19 protein-coding genes are annotated in these 22,952 nt (G+C 68.7%); 8 read left to right on the top strand and 11 right to left on the bottom strand.

What is annotated here, in order from left to right:
• Positions 1-26 precede the first annotated feature (26 nt).
• Together AC1DY7_RS07090 and AC1DY7_RS07085 are read right to left on the bottom strand one after the other, a co-directional pair.
• Positions 27-1,538 (bottom strand): flavin-containing monooxygenase, encoded by a 1,512-nt coding sequence (locus AC1DY7_RS07090; RefSeq protein WP_477492945.1) that lies wholly within the window; start codon positions 1,536-1,538, stop codon positions 27-29.
• Between the two features lie 45 nt (positions 1,539-1,583).
• A complete protein-coding gene (locus AC1DY7_RS07085; protein ID WP_477493227.1) occupies positions 1,584-2,567 on the bottom strand; it encodes a TIGR03617 family F420-dependent LLM class oxidoreductase in 984 nt (327 codons plus the stop codon).
• A gap of 23 nt (positions 2,568-2,590) precedes the next feature.
• Between AC1DY7_RS07085 and AC1DY7_RS07080 the strand changes: the two genes are divergently transcribed.
• Positions 2,591-3,955 (top strand): flavin monoamine oxidase family protein, encoded by a 1,365-nt coding sequence (locus tag AC1DY7_RS07080; RefSeq protein WP_477492944.1) that lies wholly within the window; start codon positions 2,591-2,593, stop codon positions 3,953-3,955.
• Here AC1DY7_RS07080 and AC1DY7_RS07075 read toward each other — a convergent pair.
• Positions 3,945-4,868 carry an alpha/beta fold hydrolase gene (locus AC1DY7_RS07075; RefSeq protein WP_477492943.1) on the bottom strand — a complete coding sequence of 308 codons (924 nt, stop codon included), beginning with the start codon at positions 4,866-4,868 and terminating at the stop codon, positions 3,945-3,947. The two genes, AC1DY7_RS07080 and AC1DY7_RS07075, sit on opposite strands and share 11 nt — an antisense overlap.
• Positions 4,869-4,912: 44 nt before the next feature.
• On the bottom strand, positions 4,913-5,995 hold the full coding sequence (locus AC1DY7_RS07070) for an NAD(P)-dependent alcohol dehydrogenase (RefSeq protein ID WP_477493226.1): 1,083 nt from the start codon (positions 5,993-5,995) through the stop codon (positions 4,913-4,915).
• Positions 5,996-6,021: 26 nt separating this feature from the next.
• On the opposite strand from AC1DY7_RS07070, the gene AC1DY7_RS07065 reads away from it, so the two are divergent.
• On the top strand, positions 6,022-6,990 hold the full coding sequence (locus AC1DY7_RS07065; protein WP_477492942.1) for an NADPH:quinone oxidoreductase family protein: 969 nt from the start codon (positions 6,022-6,024) through the stop codon (positions 6,988-6,990).
• On the opposite strand, the gene AC1DY7_RS07060 is transcribed toward AC1DY7_RS07065, so the two are convergent.
• The 4 genes from AC1DY7_RS07060 to AC1DY7_RS07045 all read right to left on the bottom strand — a co-directional run bounded on the left by AC1DY7_RS07060 (position 6,987) and on the right by AC1DY7_RS07045 (position 12,510).
• Positions 6,987-8,594, bottom strand: coding sequence for a CocE/NonD family hydrolase (locus AC1DY7_RS07060; RefSeq protein ID WP_477492941.1), 1,608 nt, complete (start codon positions 8,592-8,594; stop codon positions 6,987-6,989). The two genes, AC1DY7_RS07065 and AC1DY7_RS07060, sit on opposite strands and share 4 nt — an antisense overlap.
• A 15-nt stretch (positions 8,595-8,609) precedes the next feature.
• Complete coding sequence (mbtM, locus tag AC1DY7_RS07055; RefSeq protein WP_477493225.1) at positions 8,610-10,127, bottom strand: long-chain-fatty acid--ACP ligase MbtM; 1,518 nt, start codon at positions 10,125-10,127, stop codon at positions 8,610-8,612.
• Positions 10,128-10,240: 113 nt separating this feature from the next.
• Positions 10,241-11,509 carry an NtaA/DmoA family FMN-dependent monooxygenase gene (locus AC1DY7_RS07050; protein ID WP_477493224.1) on the bottom strand — a complete coding sequence of 423 codons (1,269 nt, stop codon included), beginning with the start codon at positions 11,507-11,509 and terminating at the stop codon, positions 10,241-10,243.
• A 29-nt stretch (positions 11,510-11,538) separates the two neighbouring features.
• Positions 11,539-12,510 carry an LLM class oxidoreductase gene (locus AC1DY7_RS07045; RefSeq protein ID WP_477492940.1) on the bottom strand — a complete coding sequence of 324 codons (972 nt, stop codon included), beginning with the start codon at positions 12,508-12,510 and terminating at the stop codon, positions 11,539-11,541.
• Positions 12,511-12,672: 162 nt separating this feature from the next.
• On the opposite strand from AC1DY7_RS07045, the gene AC1DY7_RS07040 reads away from it, so the two are divergent.
• From AC1DY7_RS07040 to AC1DY7_RS07020, 5 genes are read left to right on the top strand one after another with little or no spacing between them, the layout of a single operon-like run.
• Positions 12,673-13,644 carry an ABC transporter permease gene (locus AC1DY7_RS07040; protein WP_477492939.1) on the top strand — a complete coding sequence of 324 codons (972 nt, stop codon included), beginning with the start codon at positions 12,673-12,675 and terminating at the stop codon, positions 13,642-13,644.
• The gene (locus AC1DY7_RS07035; protein WP_477492938.1) at positions 13,641-14,495 is read left to right on the top strand and encodes an ABC transporter permease; all 855 of its coding nucleotides are present in this window, start codon (positions 13,641-13,643) and stop codon (positions 14,493-14,495) included. The genes AC1DY7_RS07040 and AC1DY7_RS07035 overlap by 4 nt, the downstream gene beginning before the upstream one ends.
• A 1-nt stretch (position 14,496) precedes the next feature.
• A complete protein-coding gene (locus AC1DY7_RS07030) occupies positions 14,497-16,089 on the top strand; it encodes a dipeptide ABC transporter ATP-binding protein (RefSeq protein WP_477492937.1) in 1,593 nt (530 codons plus the stop codon).
• Positions 16,086-17,726, top strand: coding sequence for an ABC transporter substrate-binding protein (locus AC1DY7_RS07025; protein WP_477492936.1), 1,641 nt, complete (start codon positions 16,086-16,088; stop codon positions 17,724-17,726). The genes AC1DY7_RS07030 and AC1DY7_RS07025 overlap by 4 nt, the downstream gene beginning before the upstream one ends.
• Complete coding sequence (locus AC1DY7_RS07020; RefSeq protein WP_477492935.1) at positions 17,716-18,918, top strand: acyl-CoA dehydrogenase family protein; 1,203 nt, start codon at positions 17,716-17,718, stop codon at positions 18,916-18,918. Before AC1DY7_RS07025 ends, AC1DY7_RS07020 begins: the two co-directional genes overlap by 11 nt.
• A 60-nt stretch (positions 18,919-18,978) precedes the next feature.
• Here AC1DY7_RS07020 and AC1DY7_RS07015 read toward each other — a convergent pair whose 3' ends face one another.
• From AC1DY7_RS07015 to AC1DY7_RS07005, 3 genes are read right to left on the bottom strand one after another with little or no spacing between them, the layout of a single operon-like run.
• Complete coding sequence (locus AC1DY7_RS07015; RefSeq protein WP_477492934.1) at positions 18,979-19,776, bottom strand: NADPH-dependent oxidoreductase; 798 nt, start codon at positions 19,774-19,776, stop codon at positions 18,979-18,981.
• Positions 19,773-20,774: an aldo/keto reductase gene (locus tag AC1DY7_RS07010; RefSeq protein ID WP_477492933.1), complete on the bottom strand. Its 1,002-nt coding sequence runs from the start codon at positions 20,772-20,774 to the stop codon at positions 19,773-19,775. Before AC1DY7_RS07010 ends, AC1DY7_RS07015 begins: the two co-directional genes overlap by 4 nt.
• Positions 20,775-20,805: 31 nt before the next feature.
• On the bottom strand, positions 20,806-21,735 hold the full coding sequence (locus AC1DY7_RS07005) for a TauD/TfdA dioxygenase family protein (protein WP_477492932.1): 930 nt from the start codon (positions 21,733-21,735) through the stop codon (positions 20,806-20,808).
• Between the two features lie 218 nt (positions 21,736-21,953).
• Here AC1DY7_RS07005 and AC1DY7_RS07000 point away from each other — a divergent pair, with 218 nt between their 5' ends.
• Complete coding sequence (locus AC1DY7_RS07000) at positions 21,954-22,892, top strand: aldo/keto reductase (RefSeq protein WP_477492931.1); 939 nt, start codon at positions 21,954-21,956, stop codon at positions 22,890-22,892.
• The last annotated feature ends 60 nt before the right edge of the window (positions 22,893-22,952 follow it).

Here is a 22,952-nt window from a genome sequence, read left to right as displayed (position 1 = left end):
GGCCAGGATGTCCGGCGAGTAGCCGCTCAGATGGCGATCTTCGACGTGACAGGCGACTTCTCGGGCTTCTCGGCGACGACGGGGGCCCGGCCGAACACCATCGACTCCCCGATCTTGTCGAACCGGTGCTCCAGCACGTCGAGGCCGTAGTTGTGCCGCACTGTCCAAGGCCGGTGCATACCGGATTTCGGCAACGCATGCGGGGCTCGCTGCACATAGCCGGCGTTGATGTCCCAGGCCGGCTTCTCTTCCATCGCCACCCCGCCCAGATGAGGATAGGCATGGGTGTAGCCATGGGAATCCATGTACGCCAGCAGCTTTGCCACCGATTTCGCGGTCATGTCGGCACGCAGTGTCCACGAGGCATTGGTGTAGCCGACGCACCACGCCATGTTCGGCACCTCTTCGAGCAGATGCTCTTTGTAGACGAACCGGTCGGTCGGTTCGATACGCACGCCGTCGATGCTCAACCCGATGCCGCCGAGTGCCTGCAACTGCAAACCCGTCGCGGTCACGATGATGTCGGCGTCCAGGCGGGCACCGGAGGCGAGCACGATGCCGGTGGCGTCGATGTGGTCGATGTGGTCGGTGACGATGTCGGCCCGCCCGGCGCTGATGTCCTCGTACAGATCACCGTCGAGCACCAGACACATCCGCTGATCCCACGGCTTGTACTTCGGCTTGAAGTGGACGTCGACGGGATAGCCCTGCGGCAGCCGCGCGATGGTGCGGTTGCGGATCAGCCACCGCCCGCGCTTGGGGGCCTTGCGGAAGAACCAGAACATCGCGTAGTGCATCCACGCGTTCCTGAACCGGATGAACCGGTGGGCGAGCTTGCGCGGCAACACCTTCCGTACCGTCTGCATCGCCATCGGAACGGCAGGCATCGGCATCATGTACGTGGGTGAGCGCTGCAGCATGGTGACGTGGGCGGCCTGCTCGGCCAACGCGGGCACCAGGCTGATGGCCGTCGCGCCGCTACCGATCACCACCACGTTCTTGCCCGCGTAGTCCAGGGACTCCGGCCAGAACTGCGGGTGCACCACCTCGCCGCCGAAGTCGTCCATCCCGGCGATCTGCGGGGTGTGCGGCTGGTCGTAGTTGTAGTAGCCGGTGCCGAAGAACAGAAAGCGGGCTCGTCGGGTCTGCTGCACCCCACCGGTTTCGGTGCGCACCGACCAGGTGTCGGCGGCCGAGTCCCAATCCGCGGAGATCACCTTGGTATCGAAGACGATGTGCCGGTCGATGCCGTACTTGCGGGCCGCATCGGTCAGGTACTGGCGGATATCCGCTCCATCGGCGACATGTTCCTCGCGGGTCCACGGCTCGTACGGGAAGCTGAGGGTAAAGATGTCGCTGTCGGATCGAATACCCGGGTAGCGGAACAGGTCCCAGGTGCCGCCGATGCGTTCGCGCCGTTCCAGGATGGTGTAGGTCAGCCGCGGGTTCTGTTCATGGATGCGGTAAGCGGCGTTGATCCCGGAGATACCGGCCCCGATGATCAGCACATCAGAGAACTCGGCCTGCTGCTCGCCCATGGACGACCTCCTTGTGGTCCCGCGCCGTACCACCACCATAGGTGCTCAGGTGCGCAGTGCGTCAACGATCTGGGCCAGCGAATCCACCGCGATCGGTCCGGGCTGGTAGATGCAGATCCGGTCGGACACGCCGGCCACCCTGTCTTTGATGTGGCCGGCGATGTCGGCCGGGGTGCCGCACGCGGCGATGGTGTGCAGCACCTCGTCGTCGATCAGCGCCCCCATCTCCGACCATCGCCCCTGCTTGGACAGGGCGTGCAGGTCGGGCTGCAGGTCCCCCCAGCCGTGCGTCTCCAGCACCGGCCGGTACGCCGGGGTCGAACCGTAGAAGGCCAGCAGCTGGCGCGTCGCCGCATGCCCGGGATTGCTGTCCGACTCGACGGACACGATGATCTCCGGCACCACAGCAAGGTCTTCGCGACTGCGCCCCGACGCCGCCAGCCCGGCGTCGACACCGGCCATCGTCACCTCGTGCAGGAAACGCTTGGACCCGAACGGCATCACCAGCAACCCATCGGCGTGTTCGGCCACCGCCCGGGTGAGGCGCGGTCCCAGCGCCCCGACATAGATCGGCGGCGGCCCGTAATCGTTGCCGCGCGGGGTGAACGTCGGTGTCATCAGGGTGTGCCGGTAGTAGTCGCCCCGAAAGTCGAGTCGCTCCCCCGTCGACCACGTCGCGAAGATGGCGCGCAGCGCCGCGACCAGTTCGGTCATCCGCGCCACCGGCCGGTCGAAATCAGCGCCGAACCGCTTCTCGATCTGCGTGCGGATCTGGGTGCCCAGTCCCAGGGTGAACCGGCCGCCGGTGAGGATCTGATGGTCGATCGCCTGATGCGCCAGGTGAATCGGGTTGCGCGGGAACGCGATCGCCACGTTGGTCATCAGGTCCAGGCCGCCGACGGTGGACGCCAGCGTCAGCGGGGTGAAGACGTCATGCGGACCCTCGAAGGTGAACACCCCACTGGCACCGGCATCGCGCAAGGCGCGCGCCCGGTCGATGGCATCGGTGGGCCCGTACAACGCTGTCATGACCTTCACAGCGGCTCACCTTAATGCGCCCGGGCCATGCTTCGGGGCAGACTGGGGCCGTGGGCGATGTGATCGTGGTGGGAGCAGGGTTCGCGGGGCTGTCGGCGGCACGGGAACTGACCAAATTCGGGCACGACGTCGTGGTGTTGGAGGGCCGGGACCGTGTCGGCGGCCGGTCGTACACGACGACGATCGCCGGCGTCCCGGTGGACCTGGGCGGCACCTTCGTCGGTCCCACCCAGGACGCGGTGCTCAAGCTGGCCGCCGAACTGGGCTGCGACACCGTGCCCACCCACAGCCGCGGTAAGAACCTGATCGACTGGCACGGCCGGGTGCGCTCCTACCGCAGCACCATCCCCAAGCTGTCGATGATCGAACTGTTCGACGTGTCCCGCATCCAGTGGCGCTTCGAGCGGTTGTCCCGGCTGATCCCGGTCACCGACCCCTGGTCGGCCCCGGCCGCCGAGCGCCTGGACAGGCGCAGCCTGGACAGCTGGTTGCGCTCGGTGCACGCGAACGCTTCCACCCGCAACCTGATGGCGATCATGTCCCGGGTGACCTGGGGCTGTGAACCCGACGAGGTCTCCATGCTGCACGCGGTGCGTTACGTGAAGGCCGCCGGCGGACTGGGCCCGATGCTCGACGTCGAGGGCGGCGCGCAGCAGGAACGCTTCCCTGCCGGGACCCAGCAGATCGCGGAGCGGATGGCCGACGACCTGACGGTGCACCTGAGCACCGCGGTCCGCCGCGTCGCCCGCGAGGGTGCCGGGTATCGCGTGGACTCTGATACCGGGTCCTGGACGGCGGCGGCGGTGATCGTCGCGATCCCGCCCGCACATCGCGCCGCGATCACCTTCGAGCCGGCCCTGTCCGAGGACCATCGCGAGCTGATCGCCCATTGGCCGCAGGGCAATCTGAGCAAGGCCTACGTCGCCTACGAGAAGCCGTTCTGGCGCGCCGCCGGGTTCTCCGGGGAGGCGCTGTCCGACGAGGGACCGGTGTTCATCACCTTCGACGTCAGCCCCGGCGATAACGGACCCGGTGTCCTGCTGGGCTTCACCGATGCCCGCACCTTCGACCCGCTGCCCCCGCAACAGCGCCGCGAACGGGCGGTGCGCAACTTCACCGCACTGTTCGGCGCCGCCGCCGCCGAACCCATCGACTACGTCGACCACTGTTGGGGCGCAGAGCCGTTCGCGCCGGGCGGGCCCACCGCCGCGGTGCCGCCGGGGTCGTGGAGCAGTTATGGGCACGTGTTGCGCGCTCCGGTGGAGGGCGTGTTCTGGGCCGGTACCGAGACCGCCGACGAGTGGACCGGATTCCTGGACGGTGCGGTCCGGTCCGGACAGCGGGCCGCCACCGAGACGATCGGTTACCTCACGAGCTGAGGCGTTGCCGCGCCACCGATTCGGCCAGTGCGCGCAGCTGCTGGTTCACCTCGGCGGGCCGTTCCAGAATGGCGCAGTGACCGCCGGACAGCTCGACGAACGCCGCCAGATTCGGCGCGTGCTCGGCGATGTGGCGGGACGCGATGATCGGCAATAGCCGGTCCTTGCGGCTGCCGATGACCAGTGTCGGCACCGTCAGGTTGTGCAGCGAAATATGTTTGGGCCCAAGGTTGTCCACCAGCACCCTCGCCCAGCCTCCGCGCCCGGCCGGCGGGGTGGCGGCGAACTGCCGGTAGATCAGGTCCGCCACCTCGGGGGCGGCGTCGCGGCCGACTGCCAGGTACTGGACGAAGCGTTTGTTGGGGCCACCGGCCAGACCCGGGATCGGGGTGGCGCCGAACGTCTTCAAGAAGGTCCCGGCAGCGCGGATGCGGGCCTGGGTCAGCGGGGCGGGCACCGGCGCGAGCCGCACATCCCGCAGCAGGTCCCCGGTCGTGGTGTTGATCAGCGCGACGCCGTCGGCGCAGGACGTCACGCGGTCCGGGTAGCGCTGCGACCACGACGAGATGGCGATGCCGCCCATCGAATGCCCCGCGATGACGGCCCGCTCACCGGACGCCAACGTCGCGTCCAGCACGGCGTCCAGATCGGCGGCCAGATGGTCGAGGCTGTAGCCACGCCGCTGCCGGGGCGTCTCACTGCGGCCGTGGCCGCGGTGGTCGTAGGCGATGACGCGGTAGTCGCCGACCAGGTCCGCGATCTGGTGGGCCCACACCTCCAGGGCGCAGGTGATGCCGTGCGCCAGCACGATCGGGTAGCCGTTCTCCGGGCCGAACACCCGGGCGTGCAAGCGTGTCCCGTCAGCCGAGCGGACCGTCATGGTGCGGCCCGCAGGTAGCGGTGGAAGCGTCATGGGCTGCTCCGTTCGTCTCGGCCTCTTTGCCGGGACCCGCCAGCTTACGCCGTGACGAGCACCGGTTTGATCACCTCGGCGGCCTTCGCCGCGGTCCACACCCGACCGAAATCGTCGAATGGGAAAGTGGTGATCAGCTTGTCCAGCGGCAGCTCACCGCGGACGTAGAGGTCGGCCAGGTACGGGATGAAGACGTGCGGGTCGCTGTCGCCCTCGACGACACCGCGCACGCTGATCCCCTTTGCCATGATGAGCGCCACCGGTAGCTCGGCCGTGGGTGCACCCAAACCGAGCAGCGCCAGTGTGCCGCGGGAGCGCAGCAGCCCGACCGCCGCGGCGATGACGTCGGGGCGGGCGGTGGTGTCGATGACACCCGCGGCCCCGCCGGTCAGCTCCAGTACCCCGGCCGCGACGTCGGCGCCTGCCGGGTCGAACGTGTGGGTGGCCCCCAGCTCGGCGGCCACGTCGCGGCGCGCGGCGATCGGATCGACGGCGATGATCGTGCGGCAGCGGGCGATGCGCGCACCCATCACCGCCGAGAGCCCCACCGCGCCCGCACCGAAGACCACGACAGCGTCATCGGCGGCCGGGGTCAGCACGTTGAGCACCGCGCCGGCACCGGTCTGCACGCTGCAGCCCAGCGGTGCGGCCAGCGCCGGGTCGATGCCGTCGGGCACCGTGACGGCGTTGCGGCTGCGGGCGATGGCGTAGGTGGCGAAGCTGGACTGGCCGAAGAATCCACTCGTGATGGGCTGCCCGTCGAGGCGTAGCGCGCTGGTGTCGTCGCGGCGGCTGCCCCGCATGTTCAGGTGGGCCGACTGGTCGCAGTAGGCCGGCCGGTCGGAGGCGCAGTTCGCGCACGCACCGCAGCTGGCGAAGGTGAGCACCACCCGCGCCCCGATGCGGTCCTGCGCGCGGGGTCCCGCGGCGACGACGGTGCCCGCGCCTTCGTGCCCGAACACCATGGGCACCTTGGCGAACCAGGACGCGACGCTGATGTCGGTGTGGCAGATGCCCACGGCGTCGATGCGGACGAGGACCTCGTCGGCCACCGGATCGCGCAATTCGACCTCGGTCAGCTGCGGGTCCTGCCCTGCTTCGCGGAGTACCGCGGCACGTGCCTTGATCACGCCGGGATGTTAAATGGTGCTTCATGCGCGCCATACACATACCCCGGTTGGACGGTCCGTCGGTCGCGGAGTTGGTGGAGATCGAGGAGCCGGGCACCGACGGCGTGGTGATCGAGGTGCACGCGGCCGGGGTCGCGTTCCCCGATGCCCTACAGACCCGGGGGCTCTATCAGTACAAGGCACCCCTGCCGTACATCCCGGGTGCCGAGGTCGCCGGTGTGGTCCGCAGCGCGCCTGCCGGTGCGCACGTCGCCGCGGGCGACCGGGTGGCGGCGCTGACCCTGTTGACCGGCGGGATGGCCGAGGTGGTGACGCTGCCCGCGGAGCGGGTGTTCGCCCTGCCCGACTCGGTGTCCTTCGAGGCCGGCGCGGGCGTGTTGTTCAACGACCTGACGGTGCACTTCGCGCTGCGCACCCGCGGCCGGCTGGCCGACGGCGAGACGGTGCTGGTGCACGGGGCCGCGGGCGGCATCGGCACGTCGACGCTGCGGCTGGCCCCGGCGTTCGGCGCGTCCCGGGTGATCGCGGTGGTGAGCACCGAGGCCAAGGGTGAGATCGCGCGCGCCGCGGGAGCCACCGATGTGGTGCTCGCCGAAGGATTCAAGGACAAGGTCGCCGAGCTGACCGGTGGCCGCGGTGTGGACATCGTGCTGGATCCGGTCGGCGGGGACCGGTTCACCGATTCGCTGCGCTCCCTGTCCCCCGGTGGGCGGCTCCTGGTGGTCGGTTTCACCGGCGGCGACATCCCCACCGTCAAGGTGAATCGGTTGCTGCTCAACAACGTCGACGCCATCGGGGTCGGTTGGGGCGCCTGGACCATGACCCACCCGGGCTACCTGGCGCAGCAGTGGGAGGAGCTGGCCCCGCTGCTGGCGTCGGGTGCGATCAGCGCGCCCGAACCCGTCGTCTACCCGTTCGAGCGGGCCGGTGCGGCCATCGAGTCGCTGGAAAACCGCAGTGCCACCGGCAAAGTCGTGCTGAAGGTGCGTTAGGCGCGCACGACCGGTAGCAGCAGCCGCGAGCCGGCGCCGATCTCGTGGGTGGACGGCACCATATGGGTTGCCGTCCATATGGATTCGCCGGTGCCGGGATTGCGCGCATAGTGCGGATGCGACCCGCCGGCGATCATCAACCTGACCCGGGATCCCGCGGCGAACCGGTGGGCGATCGGGTCGAGGTCCAGATGCAGCACCGGTTCGGCGCCGGGTTCGCGTCGCACATAGCCGTCGCAGACGTTGTGTGACCGGCCGTCGGCGCCGACCTCGCTGATCCGCACCCAGACGTCGGCCCATCCGATGTCGGTGCGGTGCGCGAGTTCGACCCGCGGAACGCCGATGACCTCGAGTGCTTGGTCGAGCGGCGCGCTGGCGAACGTCACGACGTCGGGACGCGCTGCCAGCGCACTGTCCTCTTGATAACCGTTGGGCGAGAACAGGAGCCGGCCGCCGAGCGACGGGGTCGGGTCGGCCGGATCGAACACGAACCCGGCGATGGTGCCCGCCTCGGCGGGCGGGCTGTCGGCGAGCGCGGCCCGCGGGTGAAGATAGAGCACTGTGTCGTCGGCCGGCGGTGGCCAGGCGTCCAACTCCCGCCACGTGTCACGCCCCCTGACGTGGATCCGCACCCCGCTCCAGCGCGGCCCGGTCAACCAGGCCATCGTCTCCCGGAGCACCTCACCGCCGCCGTCGCTGTGCGTCCAGGGCCCGACGATTAGTGCCGGCTCGACACCCCGGGCGGCCAACTGGGCGTACTCCCGGAACGCCGACGTGACGAGGATGTCCTGCCACCCGGCGATCAGCAGGACCGGCGTGTCGGCCCGTTGCAGGGCAACCGAGCGCCGGGCGGGCTCCCAGTACGGGTCGGCCGGATCCTGATGGCGCACCCAGGATTCGAACCATGGCGTGGCACCGGCGAGAAGCTGATCGGCGGCGTCGCGCAGCGGCACCGTGTACAGCGGTCCACGTACCTTGCGCGACGTGGTGAGCGAGCGCACCAGGCCCCGCAGCGCGCCGTCGCTTTCCTGGTGCGCCAGATGATAGGTCCAGGTGAGCAGGTCGGCCAGCGGGAAAGACCCTGCGCCCCAGGCATATTGCCCGTAATCGTGGGTCGCCATGGCGATCACCGAGGTTTCCAGTTCCGGCGGCGGATCGGACAGCAGGGCCCACTGGGTGAACCCGAGATAGGACGAGCCCAGGGTGGCGAACCGTCCCTCGAACCACGGCTGGGCGCGCAGCCAGGCAACCGTGTCGGCCCCGTCCTCGGTTTCGTTGCGAACCGGGTCGAAGGTGCCGGTAGAGCCGAAAGTTCCACGCGTGCTCTGCACGACGACGCGATAACCACGTCCGGCGAACAAGCCGGCGACGATGGTGGCCATCAGCGCGGAACGGCCGTACGGGGTGCGGAGCAACAAGGTGCTCACCGTCGCCGACGCCGGGGTGTAGACATCGGTGCGCAGTCGCTGCCCGTCCCGCGTGGGGACCTCGACATCGCGGGTCACGCCGTAGCCCGTCGTCGGCCGGCCCAGGCCGAGCCGCGCCGCGGCGGCCCGCAGCGCGAGATGGGTCAGCGCACGTTTGGCCGGCGTGAAGGCAGACATGTGTGCCCAGAGTAGCTAACGGTCCTCCAGACCGCGCCGGACTTCGAGGCGCCGCAGCTTGCCCGACGAGGTCCTGGGCAGCGTGCCGGGCTTGACGAAGATGACATCAGCGGGCATGACACCGCATCCCGACGCGACCTGCGCCATCACCTGGGCGCGGGCCCCGGCCTCGTCAGGTCCACGGAATTCGGCGGTCACCACCAGGGCGGGCCGTATCGACCCCTCGCCGATCCCGACGGCCACCACCGCACCTTCGCGCACCCCGGGCACCTGCGCAGCCAGCTGCTCGACCTCGGTCGGGAAGATGTTGCGCCCGGCGACGGTGATGATCTCCTTGGCCCGGCCGCACACCACCAGCCCGCCCTCGGTGAAGTAGCCGAGATCGCCGGTGCGGAACCAGGATCCGTCACCCAGCGGATCGTCCCCGAGGTAGCCGGACATCATCGACGTGCCCCGGATGGCGATCTCCCCGGCCTCGCCGTCGTGTTCTTCGATCCGCACCTCCATGCCGGCGATCGGCTCACCGAGCACGGCATGTGTACGGGTCGCGGTCTCGACGGCGCGCAGACCCACCCCGGGCACCGGAACCGTGACCGCGCAATTGGCTTCGGCCAGACCGTAGGACGGCGACAACGCGCCGGCGTCGAAACCGAACCGCGCCATCTCCGTGGCGAAGCGTCCGGTGAGTTCGCAGTCGACGGGCTCGCCGCCGTTGAGCGCGAACCGCAGCGCGGACAGGTCCACATCGGTGACCCGGCGGGAGTACTTGCCGATCATCCCGTAGGCCATGTTGGGTCCGGCCGTGATGGTGGCGCGGCTTTCACTGAGCCAGTTCAGCCAGCGGAACGGCGACGCCTGGAACGCCGACGTCGGGGCCTGCCACACATCGGTGCCGCCCACGGCCCCCGACAGCAGGAAGCTCAGGCCCATGTCGTGGTACAGCGGCAGCCACGAACATCCGACGTCGCTCGGGTCGACGCCGATTCGCTCGTTGAGGCCGTTGAGATTGGCCAGCACCGCGGCGGGGGACATCGCCACCGTGCGGGGAGTCCCCGTCGATCCGGCGGTGCCCTGCAAGACGGCGATCGGGGCGTCGGCGTCGGGCAGCGCGAGGGTGGCCGATCGCTGCGCGTGTGCGACGGCGGTGAGTGCGCCGACCGCGGGCGACTGCGCGGCGAGGAGCTCCAGGTAGCTGCCCTGGCTCAGCACCCGCTCGCTGCCGATCGTGTCGAACCGCGCCAGCGTGCCCCGAGCCCACTGCGCGGGATCGGCGCCGCGGATGGGTCCGGGCAGGATCGAGACCGCGGCACCGGCCAGGAAGGCGCCGATGACGGCGGCGACGAACTCGGCCGTCGGCTCGCCGACGAGCCCGACGCGGGTGATGCCGGCATCGGCCACCCACTCGGCGACATTCTCGGCCCGCGCATAGATTTCCGGCCACGGGTGCCGGACCCAGACTCCGTCTTCCAGCAGCACCAGATGATTGGCGCTGACCGACAGCCGGTCGCTGAGGGCGGCGGCGAGCGGGTTCACCACGACGGCGCGATTCTGGCAATGGTCGTGGGCGTGCCGAGCGTCATGGGAGGAAATTACAGCAAAGGCGCGGCACGCGGACGCGCACCTTGACGACAGCGTCAACCCAGCCGTCAGGCCCGTTTCACGAGGGTCAACCGACCGCACGGATGGGTGCTGCCGGTGAACCGTTCGCGCAGCGTCGATTCGGTGTACTCCCGGCGGAACAGCCCCCGCGCCCGCAGGATGGGCACCACCTCGTCGACGAAGACCTCCAGCCCGTCGGGGAACACGTCGGGCATCAGGTTGAACCCGTCGGCCGCACCGGCCCGGAACCACGCCTCGATGGTGTCGGCCACCTCGACGGGCGTTCCGACGACGACGCGATGACCCGCCCCGCTGAACTCGCGGACGGCCTCGCGCAGGGTCAGCGACCGGCTCTCGATGAGCCGCACCACCGATTCCCGGAAGCCCAGCGATGCGGCGAACGCGGCCGGGTCGCTGACCTCGCCGAGGAGATGGCCCGGTACCGGGGCGTCGAGGTCGTGATCGGACAGGTCCTCGCCGAGCACCTGCGACAGCCGCTCCAGATCCTGCCCCGGTGGCAGCAGCGCGTTCTGCTCCTCGAATCGACGGTCGGCCTCGGCGCGGGTACTGCCGATGGTGGTGATCAGGCCCGGCAGGATCTTCACATCGTGCCGGCGCCGGCCGTGGGCCACCGCGACGTCCTTGACGTACCGGTAGTGGTCGATTCCGGCGTCCACGTCGAGTTCGGCGCTGAACACCGCGTCGGCGACCCGGCCGGCCAGGTCCCGGCCCTGTGGGGACCCGCCCGCCTGCACCAGCAACGGGTATCCCTGGGCCGACGGGCCCTGTGGCAGCGATCCGACCACGGTGAAGAACTCGCCTTGATGGGAGATGCCGCGCCGGCCGAGGTCCGCGGCGTCGCGCCAGAGCGCACGGACCACGTCCACGAACTCGGCGGCGCGCCGGTACCGGGTGTGCCGGTCCGGGTAGTCGGCCACCCCGAAGTTGGCGCCGGCGGGCAGCGAGTAGGTGGTGACGACATTCCAGGCGAAGCGGCCGCCCGAGAGTTCGTCGAGGGCAAGCAGCCGGTGCGCGAGTTCCACCGGGTCGTTGAAGGTGGACGACAGCGTGCCGATGATGCCGAGATACTCGGTCTCGGCGGCCACCGCCGCGAGGATGACGCTGGGTTCCAGTGCCTGTGAAGGCCGCAGCGCCGGGTGGTCACGCAGTGCGGGACCGTCGGCCAGGAACAGCGCGTCGAGGGTGCCGCGTTCGGCGATGCGCGCCATCCGTACGTAGTAGCCGGGGTCGGCGAATGCCGTCGGCGGTTCGCTGGTGCGCTGCCAGGATCCGGTGTGGATGCCGGTGTTGAGCACGTTGACGTTGAGAATCAACTGTCCGGCGGTCACAAGCGTCCTCCTGGGTTGGGTGCGGAAGCGAAGGCCAGCGCATGGCCGGCCAGATCGGGTTGCCGGGGCACCGGGAGATGCAGCCGCTGCCGCAGGGATGCGGATCGCGTGCCGGAGGCGACGAAGCCCCGCCGCCTCGCCTCAGGCAGTGCCCCGTCCAGGAACGGTATCAGCGCATGCGGGGCGAGGCGCACCACGATTCCGGCTGCATTTCCGTTGGCCGACAACCGTTCCAGAACCGAACCGATGCGCTGGATGGAACGCACCCGCACCACCGCCGGCCGGCCCGCGGGCACGGGCGAGCCCTCCTCGACGACGACGATGTCGGCCCCACTGACGGACGCATCGATGCCGGAGATCGCCTGCCGCCACACGGGCAGGTCCCCCTGCACGGAACCGGGTACGTTCAACGGCCCGGCGATCCGGTAGCCGAGTGCCACGTCGGCGCGACGGATCTGAGCGGTATCGGCGAAGACGCCGGTGGCACGGTCCCCCACCACAGATTTCAGGGGCCAAGTGCGCCACAGTGTGCGCACCGCGGCCACCGCGTCGGCGGTGTGGGCGGGCCCGAGCTCATCGCCGAGCCAGGTGTCGGTCGCGGCGTTGAGCGCGGTGCCGTGGTCGAAGTCCAGCGCCAGCCAGCCGACCCGGCCCCGGGCGGCATGATCGACCGAAAGGAGACGCCTGGCCAGGTTGTACGGGTGATCTCGGTGCGCAGCGGCGGCGACCACCAGGCCCAGCGCCGAGGTGTGGCGGGCGGCGACGGTGGCGAGCAGGGACGGGTCGAGGGTCACGTGCGTGGCGTCGCTGCGCTCACCGCGTTCGGCACCGATGATCCAGTAGCCGACACCCGCCGCCTCGAGGCGCTGCGCCAGCGACGCGACGTCCCGCACCGGACTTGGCGTGCCGCCGAGTTCCCCCACTCCGTCGCCGACCACTTCGACCCCCACCGACAGTGCGACAGTCATGTTCCTGACGTTAGCCAACGTGACGGGAGGCGCTACGGTTGCGATCACGGCAATCCAATTGCCAACGCGTGCAACCCTTAAGTTCAGGTGAACTATCGGCTTAAAATTCCTTAAGGGCGCAATCGTTGCCGGGGGCATCGGTCGTCCATAGCGTTACCACTCGTGCTGGGTTTCACGCTGCGGCGTATCGGACAGTCGATCATCGTGATCGTACTCGCTTACACGGCAGTCTTTTTCGTGCTCAACGTGCTTCCGGGCGACCCGATCGAGACGCAGATCTCCAACCCGGAGAATCCGATCTCAGATGAGGACGCGAAGGTACTGCGGGACTACTACCGGCTCAGCGAACCCGCGGTCGTGCAGTTCGGCGTCTCGGTCAAGCGGCTGTTCACCGGCGATCTCGGTTACTCCCTGAACAGTGGTCAGGAGGTGTCCCGGTTGCTGGGCCACGCCCTGCCCTCGACTGCCGCGCTGGCCGGGGTCGCCTTCCTGATCGCGGCCGTCCTGGGTCTGGGCATCGCCCTGACCGCGGTGTTCGCCCGCCGGCCCGCGCTCCGCGAACTGGCCCGGTCGCTGCCTCCGGCATTCTTGTCCGTGCCCGTATTCGTCACGGGATTGATTGCGCTGCAGCTCATCTCGTTCAAGTTGGGGTGGGTGTCCGCCGTTCGGGACGAGGGACTACGCTCGACCGTGCTGGCCGCCATCCCGCTGGCGTTGCCCGTGGCCGCCCCCATCGCCCAGGTGCTCATCCAGGGATTGAGCAACGCGTCGGGGCAACCGTACGTCGAGGTGCTGCGCGCCAAGGGGCTCAGCGAGAACCGCATCATCTTCGGGCACCTGCTGAAGAACGGCTCGATCCCGACCGTCACCATCGTGGCCATCACCGTCGGTGAACTGCTGGCCGGCTCGGTCATCACCGAGACGATCTTCAACCGCACCGGGATCGGCTATCTGACCGAGACGGCCGTGCGCAACCAGGACACTCCGATCATCCAGGCGGTGGTCATCACCGTCTCGGTGACCTTCGTGGTCATCAACCTGGCCGTCGACCTGCTCTACCCGCTGATCGACCCCCGCATCGACCGCGCGGCGACGTCCCCCACCCCGCAGAAAGTAGAGGCGGTTCCCGCATGACCCTGGTCGAGGCTCCGCCGACGCCACCGGCTGCCGCCGCTGCACCCCGGCGCAGGTGGCGCGCCAACCCGTGGGACTTTCCGCCGCTGGCCTTCCTGGCACTCGTCACGGCGATGATCATCGCTCCCGGATTGATCGCCCCGTACGACCCGCTGCAGGAGGATCCGGCCCTACCGCTGGCCGGGCCCACCCTGGCCCACCCCTTCGGCACCGACTACATCGGGCGCGACCTGCTGAGCAGGGTCATCGCCGGCACCACCGCCACCATCGCCGGATCGTTCATCGCGGTGATCATCGGGCTGCTGATCGGCACCGTCCTGGGCTTGTTTGCCGCCTACTTCGGCCGGGCCACCGACAGCATCATCAGCCGCATCGTCGATGTGCTGCTGTCCATTCCGACGCTGCTGCTGTCGATCACGATCATCGTGGCGCTGGGATTCGGCACCGTGAACGCCGCCATCGCCGTCGGGGTGTCCTCCATCGCGGTGTTCGCCCGGCTGGCCCGATCCGAGGTGCTGGCCATCCGCAACCTGCCGTTCGTCGAGGCCAGCGAGCACCTCGGTGCCCGCCACACCACCCTGCTGTTCCGCCACGTGCTGCCCAACTCCTACTCCGCGGTGCTGTCCCTGGCCGCCCTGCAGTTCGGTACCGCAATCCTGGCGATCGCCTCGCTGAGCTTCCTCGGCTACGGCGCGCAGCCACCGGAACCCGAATGGGGACTGTTGATCTCGGAGGGCCGCAACTACATCAACTCCGCGCCGGGGCTGGTCTACTTCCCGTCGGTGGCCATCGTGCTGACCGTGATGAGCCTGTCCCGCCTCGCCCACATCGTCCGAAAGAAGGTCGGTTGACATGAATTCACCAACGCTGCTGTCGGTCTCGGGTCTGACGGTTCAGTACGGTGGTGGACCCGTCGTACGCGATGTGTCCTTCGACGTCCGAGCCGGGCAGATCGTCGCGGTCGTCGGGCAATCCGGATCGGGCAAGTCCACCATCGCCCGCACGGTGCAGGGCCTGCTGCCCGACACCGGGGCGGTCACCGCCGGGCAGATCAGCCTGGAAGGTACAGACGTGACGGCGCTGACCCAGCGAGAGTGGCGCGAACTACGTGGCACCCGAGTGGGTTTCGTGCCGCAGGATCCGCTCGGCTCGCTGGACCCGTTCAAACGGGTCGGCGACCAGATCGCCGAGGTGCTGATCGTGCACCGGATCGCCGGCCGCGCCGATGCCCGCAAGCGGGCAGTCGAACTACTCGAGCGGGTACACATCGCCGACCCGCAGCGACGGGCCCGCGACTATCCGCACCAACTCTCCGGCGGTCAACTGCAACGTGTCCTGATCGCCATCGCGATCGCCGGCGATCCCAGCCTGCTGATCGCCGACGAACCGACCTCCGCGCTCGATGTCACGGTGCAGCAACGCATCCTGGAGCTGCTCGACGAACTGCGCCGCGACCGTGGTCTCGGTGTCATCTTCATCACCCACGACCTGGCCCTGGCTGAACACCACAGCGATCACGTGGTGGTGCTGAGGGACGGGCAGGTGCGCGAGTCCGGGTTGACCGCGCGGGTGCTGGCCGGCCCGGCCGACGACTACACCCGTCAGTTGATCGCCGACGCACCCGCGCTCTCGCCGGACAAGTACGCCCGGCACAACGCACCCACCGACTCCGAAACGATTCTGGTCGTGCGCGATCTGATCAAACGCTTCGCCGGCGCCTCCGCGCTGGATCGGGTGTCCTTCGAGGTCCGCACCGGGTCCATCCACGCCCTGGTGGGCGAGTCAGGTTCGGGAAAGACCACCGCGGCGCGCATCCTGGCCGGGCTGACCGACTTCGACGCCGGTGAAGTGCACGTCGACGGTGTCGTCCGCCAGGCAGGCAGCCGCTTCGGACCGGCCCAGCAGCGGACGCAGGCACGGACCTTACAGATGGTGCATCAGAACCCGCTGGCCGCGCTGGATCCCCGCTTCACCATCGGTGAAGCCATCGCCGAACCCTTACGCATCAACAAGATCGGATCCCGCGCACAGCGCCGCGCCGAGGTGGCCGGGGCGCTGGACCGGGTCGGACTGCCCGCCACGCTGGCCGAGCGCAGACCACAAGAGATCTCCGGCGGTCAACGACAACGGGTGGTGCTTGCCCGGGCCCTGGTGCTGCACCCGCCGGTACTCGTGCTCGACGAGCCCACCTCGGCACTGGACGTCACGGTGCAGGCGCAGGTGGTGGACCTGCTGATCGAACTGCAGCGGGAGCTGACGCTGACCTACCTGTTCATCTCCCACGATCTGAGCCTGGTCCGGCAGATCGCCGACGATGTGAGCGTGCTGGAGCGCGGCCGCCTGGTGGAGACCGGTTCGGTGGCAACGGTGTTCGCGAACCCGGCGGCGACGTACACACAGCGGCTGCTCGACGCGGTGCCCGGCGCACCGGCACGCGCGGCATGAGGCTCACCCGGCGGCTCGCGGTCGCACTCGCCCCCGTCCTGCTGCTCGCCGGTTGCGGCAGCGAGCCCGCCACCCAGGCGACCGGACAGACTCAGCAGCGCGGTGGGCACTTCACCTACCTGGACGCCGAAGCGCCCGCGTCCCTGCAGATCCAGGTGAGCTACTGGCAGAACAGTCTGCTCAAGGACCAGATGCTGGACCGGCTGGTGTATCAGGATCCCAAGACCTTCGGTTTCGTGCCGTGGATCGCTGAGAAGTGGACGGTCGACGATTCGAAAAAGGTGTACGAGTTCACCGTCCGCGACGGCGTCACCTACAGCAACGGCCAGCAGCTGGACGCGGAGTCGGTGCGGCGAAATCTGCAGTGGGAGGCCAACGGCGACAAGCCCAAAGGCATCACCCGCAATCCCTACTTCCCGAAGGTCGAATCCGTCACTGCCGACAACGCGCGGCGCACCGTCCGGGTCACGCTGACCGAACCGTACGCCCCGTTCATCGCCGTGTTGTCGCTGAACACGTCGGGTCTGGTGGCCGACGCCACCATCGACGCCACCAAGGAGCAGCAGTCGGTGGTGACCAACCTCATCGGGTCCGGGCCGTTCTACGCCGAATCCGAGGTGCCCGACAAGAAGATCGTGCTGGCCAAACGCCGCGGGTACAACTGGGCCCCCTACACCGCGCCGCATCAGGGTGAGGCCTACTTGGACACCGTCACCGTCATCCCGGTCACCGAGGACAGTGTGCGGGTGGGTGCGCTACGGGCGCACCAGGCCGACGCCATCCGCTACGCCCAGCCGCCCGACGAGCGGCTGCTGACCCGCGAAGGCTTCGACGTCCGGGGCCTGCGCACCCCCGGACTGGCCAACACCCTGGACATCCGCCAGACGGCCCCGTTCATGCGGGACGTCAATGTGCGCAAGGCAATCGGCTTCGGCATCGACCGCCGGGAGATCCTGAGCACGCTGTACACCGACAACTGGAAGCCCGCGCAGAACATCGTCACCAAGAACTTCCCCGGCTATACCGATCGTAGTGACGCGGTGCGCTACGACCAGGCCGAGGCAGTCCGGCTGCTGGAGGCGTCGGGCTGGACGCATCTGAACGCCGAGGGCTACCGGGTGAAGGACGGCCAGGAGTTGGCCGCGCTGATCTACGTCGACGTCTACGACCACACCGCCAAGCCGATGTACGAGTTGATCCAGCGTCAGCTCAAGCTGATCGGCATCCGGCTGAACATCCGACAGACCGACTTCGCGAACTACCCCACCGCCAGTATCGACCCGTCCGTCGGCCTGCGCCGCAACGGCTGGCCCACCTCCGACCCGGTTCGGCTGTGGCAGAACTACGGCAGCAAGCTCGGCGACCTCTACGCACTGAAGGGGTCCGATCCCAAGATCGACCAACTGCTCACCGCGCAGATCGGGGCCACCGATCCCGCGCAGCGGCTGGCGATCCTGCAGCAGTACAACAACTACGTCATCGACAACGCCTACACGATCCCGTTGCTCGAGGACACCCAGATCTTCGCGGTCGCCCCTCGGGTGCAGGGGTTCGCCAACGCCGCGAACTCGGTGCCGTGGTTCTACGACACCTGGATCGATGACATCCATCAGGGAGGGACTGACCATGACCGCTGACACGATTGAGCGCGAAACCGACACCGACGTACAAGGAGTGCTGGCCCTGATCGCCGCGGATTACCGGCGGCGCCTGGACGCCGGCGGGCTGCAGCCTCCCGCGGAGGGACTGCGGCTGGTCCGCGAGCACCGACTGGGGGCGGTGCGGCTGGCCCGTGAGTTCGGCGGCGCAGGCTACAGCGTCGGCGAGTTCTTCGAGTTCGCGATCGCCCTGGCCGAGGCCGACCCGGACCTGACTCACATTCTGCGCGTACACTTCTCGTTGGTCGAGGAGTTGCAGCGGGCTCCCCACAAGCCGGGCGCCGACCACTGGATCGAGCAGGTTGCGCGGGGTCTGCTGATCGGCGGGACCAGCTCGGAGCAGAGCAGCCGCGCGGTCGGGGCCCAGGCCTATGACACGAAGCTGGTGGCCACCGACGGTGGATTCCGGTTGCGCGGTCGCAAGTTCTACAGCACGGGCGCGCAGTTCTCCGACTTCATCAGGGTCAGCGCCGAAGACGAGGACGGTCGGCCGGTGGCGGCGGTGATCCCGGCCGACCGTGCCGGGGTGGTGCACGCCGACGACTGGGACGGTATCGGCCAGCGGCACACCGGCAGTGGCACCACCATCCTCGACGACGTGGCCGTCGAGGCCGACGAGGTGATCCGGTTGGGCACCACCGTGGGTGTGGACCGGGCCCGGGGCGCGCTGGTGCAGCTGTACCTGCACGCCATCGCCGCGGGCATCCTGCGCGCGCTGACCGCCGATGCGGCCGCGCTGGTACGGGGCAGGCACCGCACGTACACGTTCGCCACCGCCGATACCCCGGCCGCCGATCCGCAGCTACTCGAAGTCGTGGGTGAGATCGACGCGGTGGCCTACACCGCTGCGGCACTGGTGCGCAGCGCCGCTGCCGAACTCGCACCCGCCCTGGACTCCGCACGGGTCACCGGGATCGACGCCGAGCTCGAGGCGAACGGATCGATCGCGGCCGCCCGGGTGAAGGTGGCGATCGAGGAGCCTGCGCTGCGGGCGGCATCACGCATCTTCGACATCGGTGGAGCGTCGTCCGTCCGCGCCTCCACACACCTGGACCGGCACTGGCGCAACCTGCGGACTCTGTTCTCGCACAATCCAACCGTGTACAAAGCGCGGGTGCTCGGCGACATCGCCGTCAACGGCGCCCCACTGCCGCCGTCCAGCTTCTACTGATCAGTGATTTGTGGAGCCGCACCCGTACTCATTACGGTTGCGGCTCCACAAATCACGGTCCTAACGGGAGGGTAGGCCCAGGCGCTCGAGCTGTTCGCGCAGCCGGTGCCTGCCGGACAGCGACTGCGGACCGGCCAACCGGTCCAGCACCCGAGCACTCCAGTTGCCGGGCAGACCGAACCGGCCGTTGTAGGCGGCCAGCCGCTCGTCATAGGTGGGGACATGGGCGTCGGCGGTGGCCACGTCATAGCGTTCGCGATGCAGCACGGCGTGCAACGGTAACCGGGGTTTGATGCCGGCGTTCTCCGTGGGATCCGGCACCCCGACGGCCAGGCCGAAGGTCGCCACCGCATGCGGCGGCAGGCCCAGTTCGGCGGCGACCTCTTCGGGGTGGTTGCGGATAGCTCCCACGAACACCGTTCCCAGACCGAGGGATTCAGCGGCGACGACAGCGTTCTGCGCGGCCAGCGCGGTGTCCACGAAGCCGATCACCGTCGTCTCCAGATAGTCGGCGCCGTCCAGCGGCACACCCTCCCGCACCGCCAGGCGCCGCGCCCGGCTGAGGTCGGCGATCCAGACCAGGAACAACGGCGCCTCATCGATGAACTTCTGGTTGTTGGCCAGCACCGCCAACCGGGCCTTGTGTTCCGTGTCGCGGACCGCGATCACACTCCACGGTTGCAGGTTCGATGAAGTAGCAGCTGACTGCGCGGCGGCGACGATCGCCGCCAACTGGCCTTCGGTGACGGGATCCGCGCGGAACTTGCGCACGGAGCGATGTGCCAATTGCAACGCCAGCGTCTCATTGTGAACCTCCAGTGCCGCTTCGGTATCCCCGTAGCGGCTGATGACCGTCACGAGGACGCGCCGACGAGCGGAGCTTCCGTGCCCAGATTCTCCGGCCGGATCGACCGGTGCCCGGCAACCTGGCCGGCGATGGCGTCCAGTCGTGCGAGCTGGTCAGCGGTCAGCGTCACCGTGGCGGCACCGACGTTCTCCCGCACGTACTCCGGATGCCGGGTGCCGGGGATCGGCACGACGTCCTCGCCGCGGGACAGTACCCATGCCAGGGCCACTTGCCCGGCCTGCACACCGAGTTCGCCGGCCAGCGCGGTCACCTGGGCGGCCAGTTCCCGGTTGCGCTCGAAGGCTTCCTGCGCGAACCGCGGATGCTGACGGTGGGTGCCGCTGACGTCGTCGGCGGAGTTGATCCGTCCGGACAACCAGCCACGCCCCAGTGGCGAATACGGCACGATGCCGATGCCCAGTTCACGCGCCAGTGGTACGGTCTCGTCTTCGATATCCCTGGTGAACACGGACCATTCGTTCTGGATCGCGGTGACGGGATGCACGGCATGCGCACGGCGCAACGTCTGCAAGCCCGGCTCGGACAGCCCGATGTAGCGCACCTTGCCCGCTTCGACGAGTTCTTTGAGCGCGCCGACGGTGTCCTCGATGGGCACCTCGGGGTCGACCCGGTGCTGGTAGTACAGGTCGACGTGGTCGATTCCGAGCCGGCGCAGCGAATCCTCGATGGCGGTACGCACGTATTCTGGCCGACCGTCCAGCGCACGGGGGTTGGTGTCGCGGTCCAGGGTGTTACCGAACTTCGTGGCAATGGTCAGCGAATCCCGTCTGCCCTTGATGGCGCGGCCGAGCAGGATTTCACTGACCTCGGGCCCGTAGATGTCGGCGGTGTCGATGAAGGTGATGCCCGCGTCGATGGCGGCGTCGACGACCTCGCGGGCGTTGCGTTCGTCGTCGGCGCCGGCCGTGGTGCGAAAGCTCATGAATCCCAGGCCGATCGAGGACACCTCGAGGCCGTCGGTGCCGAGCTTGCGCAGTGGGAGTGTCATACGTATCCGTTCTGTGTGGTCGATGGGTTGATCAGGATCCGAGGAACTGCTCCCCGGAGATGAGCTCGGACTCCCGCCCGTCGACGCCTCTGGGGATGTCGCCTTCCAGGGTCACCCGGTAGAGCACGCGATCGTGGTCCAGGTGGGACGCGTCGGCGATCGCCAGATGCGCGGTCGCCCGGTTGTCCCAGAACGCCACGCTGCCCGGCGCCCACCGGAAGCGCACGGTGTACTCGGTCCGGGTTGCCTCCTCCCACAGCAGGTTCAGCAGGCGCTCACTCTGGGTCGGGGTGAAGCCACGGATCTCCCGGGGCCCACGGGTGAACCCCGGGCTGACGAACAGGGCGCGCTCCCCCGTCACCGGATGCACCCGCACGGCGGGATGGTAGGCGGCCAGATTCGCCTCCCGGACCTTGCGGTCACGCTGGCTGCCCGCTGCCGCCTTGGCGTTGAACTGATGCTTGATATCGAGGGTGTCGACGAAGTCACGCAGGTCCCGGGGCAGGTTCTCGTACGCGGCAACCAGATTCGTCCAGCTGGTGTCACCACCGTACGGCGGCAGGATGTCCGCGCGCAGAATCGACGCTGCAGGCGGGTTCACCAGCGCGGTGACATCGGTGTGCCAGCTGTGATCGTAGGACGTGCGCTTGCGGCCGAGGCTGGTCTCATACCGTCTGCTGTCGATGGGCAGGATCTCCGGGAAACCCTCGGGCGGATTCTCCTCATGGGGGTGCGCCGGGGTCACCTTGCCGAACAACCGCGCGAAGGCGACCTGCTCTGCGTGCCCGATCTGCTGGTCGCGGAAGAACACCACTTTGTACCGGTGCAGTGCGGCACGGACCTCCTCGACGACGCTGGGCGAGAGTGCTTCCCGCAGATCGACTCCGCTGATCTCGGCGCCGATGTACCCGGCGGCCGGCACCACATCGAGGCGTAATGCGCTGTCCTGCAGATCTGTCATGGGCTGACTCCCTTGTCGTCGCAATGTGGTGCCTGTCAGCGTCAGGGCCGGACGCGCCACGAACAACGGTGTTGTGCTACCAGAACCTTTCAGCGGTTCTTAACTGCTCACAGCGGGACTGCGTAGTTTTGGTTCACCGAATCGGTAGCCGGCGCCTGTGGTTCACCCGAGCCCCGGCGGACCACAATCGGTGCCGACACGACAGCGAGGAGTACACGGTGGGTGAGCTGGAATTGCGCCGGCTGGGCCGGGACGGGCCCGAGGTCACGGTGCTGGGATTCGGCGCGATGGAACTGCGCGGGACGCCGCACCGCAATCCGCGCCCTCTCGACGAGGAGGTGGCCGGCGCCGTGCTGAACACGGTGCTGGACGAGGGCATCACCTTCATCGACACCTCGATCGACTATGCGCTCAGTGAGGAGCGGATCGGCAGGCATATCGGTTCGCGGCGCGACGAATACGTGCTGGCCTCCAAGGCCGGCTGTCCGCTGGACTTCGCACCGGACGCGACGCCGGGCCGGCCGCTGCCCCATGACTATTCACCGGCCAACATCCGCGCCGGAGTGGAACAGAGTCTGTGGCGGTTGCGGACCGACCGCCTCGATCTGGTGCAACTGCACATCAGCCCGTCCCTGGAGGTGTTGCGCCGTGATCACGCTGTGGAGACGCTGAGCGCGCTGCGTGACGAGGGCAAGATCCTGGCGTTCGGCGTGTCCTCGACACTTCCGGATATCGACGACCATCTGGACATCGACGACTTCGCGGCCTTCCAGGTGCCCTACTCGGCGCTGGAACGCCAACTGGAGAGCAGGATCGAACTCGCCGGCACCCGCGGGTTCGGCATCATCGTGCGCGGTGGCGTGGCCCAGGGCGGCAAGCGGGAGAAGACGACCGTGGACGGACGCCCCGTGACCTGGGCGGACACCGGGCTCGACGGACTGCTCGACGGCGACTCCCGGCACGGCTTCCTGCTGCGGTTCGCGATCAGCACCCCGGGCGTCACGACAGTGATCGCCGGCACCGCCGACCCGGACCACGTACGGGCCAACGCCGCCGCCGCGCGGCGCGGCGCATTGCCCGCCGACGTGTACGGCGAGGCTCGCCGGCGTCTGGATGACGCGGGAATTACATCCGCGGTGATTGCTGCCGTCCGATAGCACGTAAGCCCAGTTGAGAGGGCCCAGCGACGGCAGCGGCCGGCAGGTGCACGGGTGTGC

It is taken from the genome of Mycobacterium sp. P2_H7, from assembly GCF_056403275.1.
Note: the sequence above shows the minus strand (reverse complement) of the source record. Positions and strands in the feature narration are given on the sequence as shown.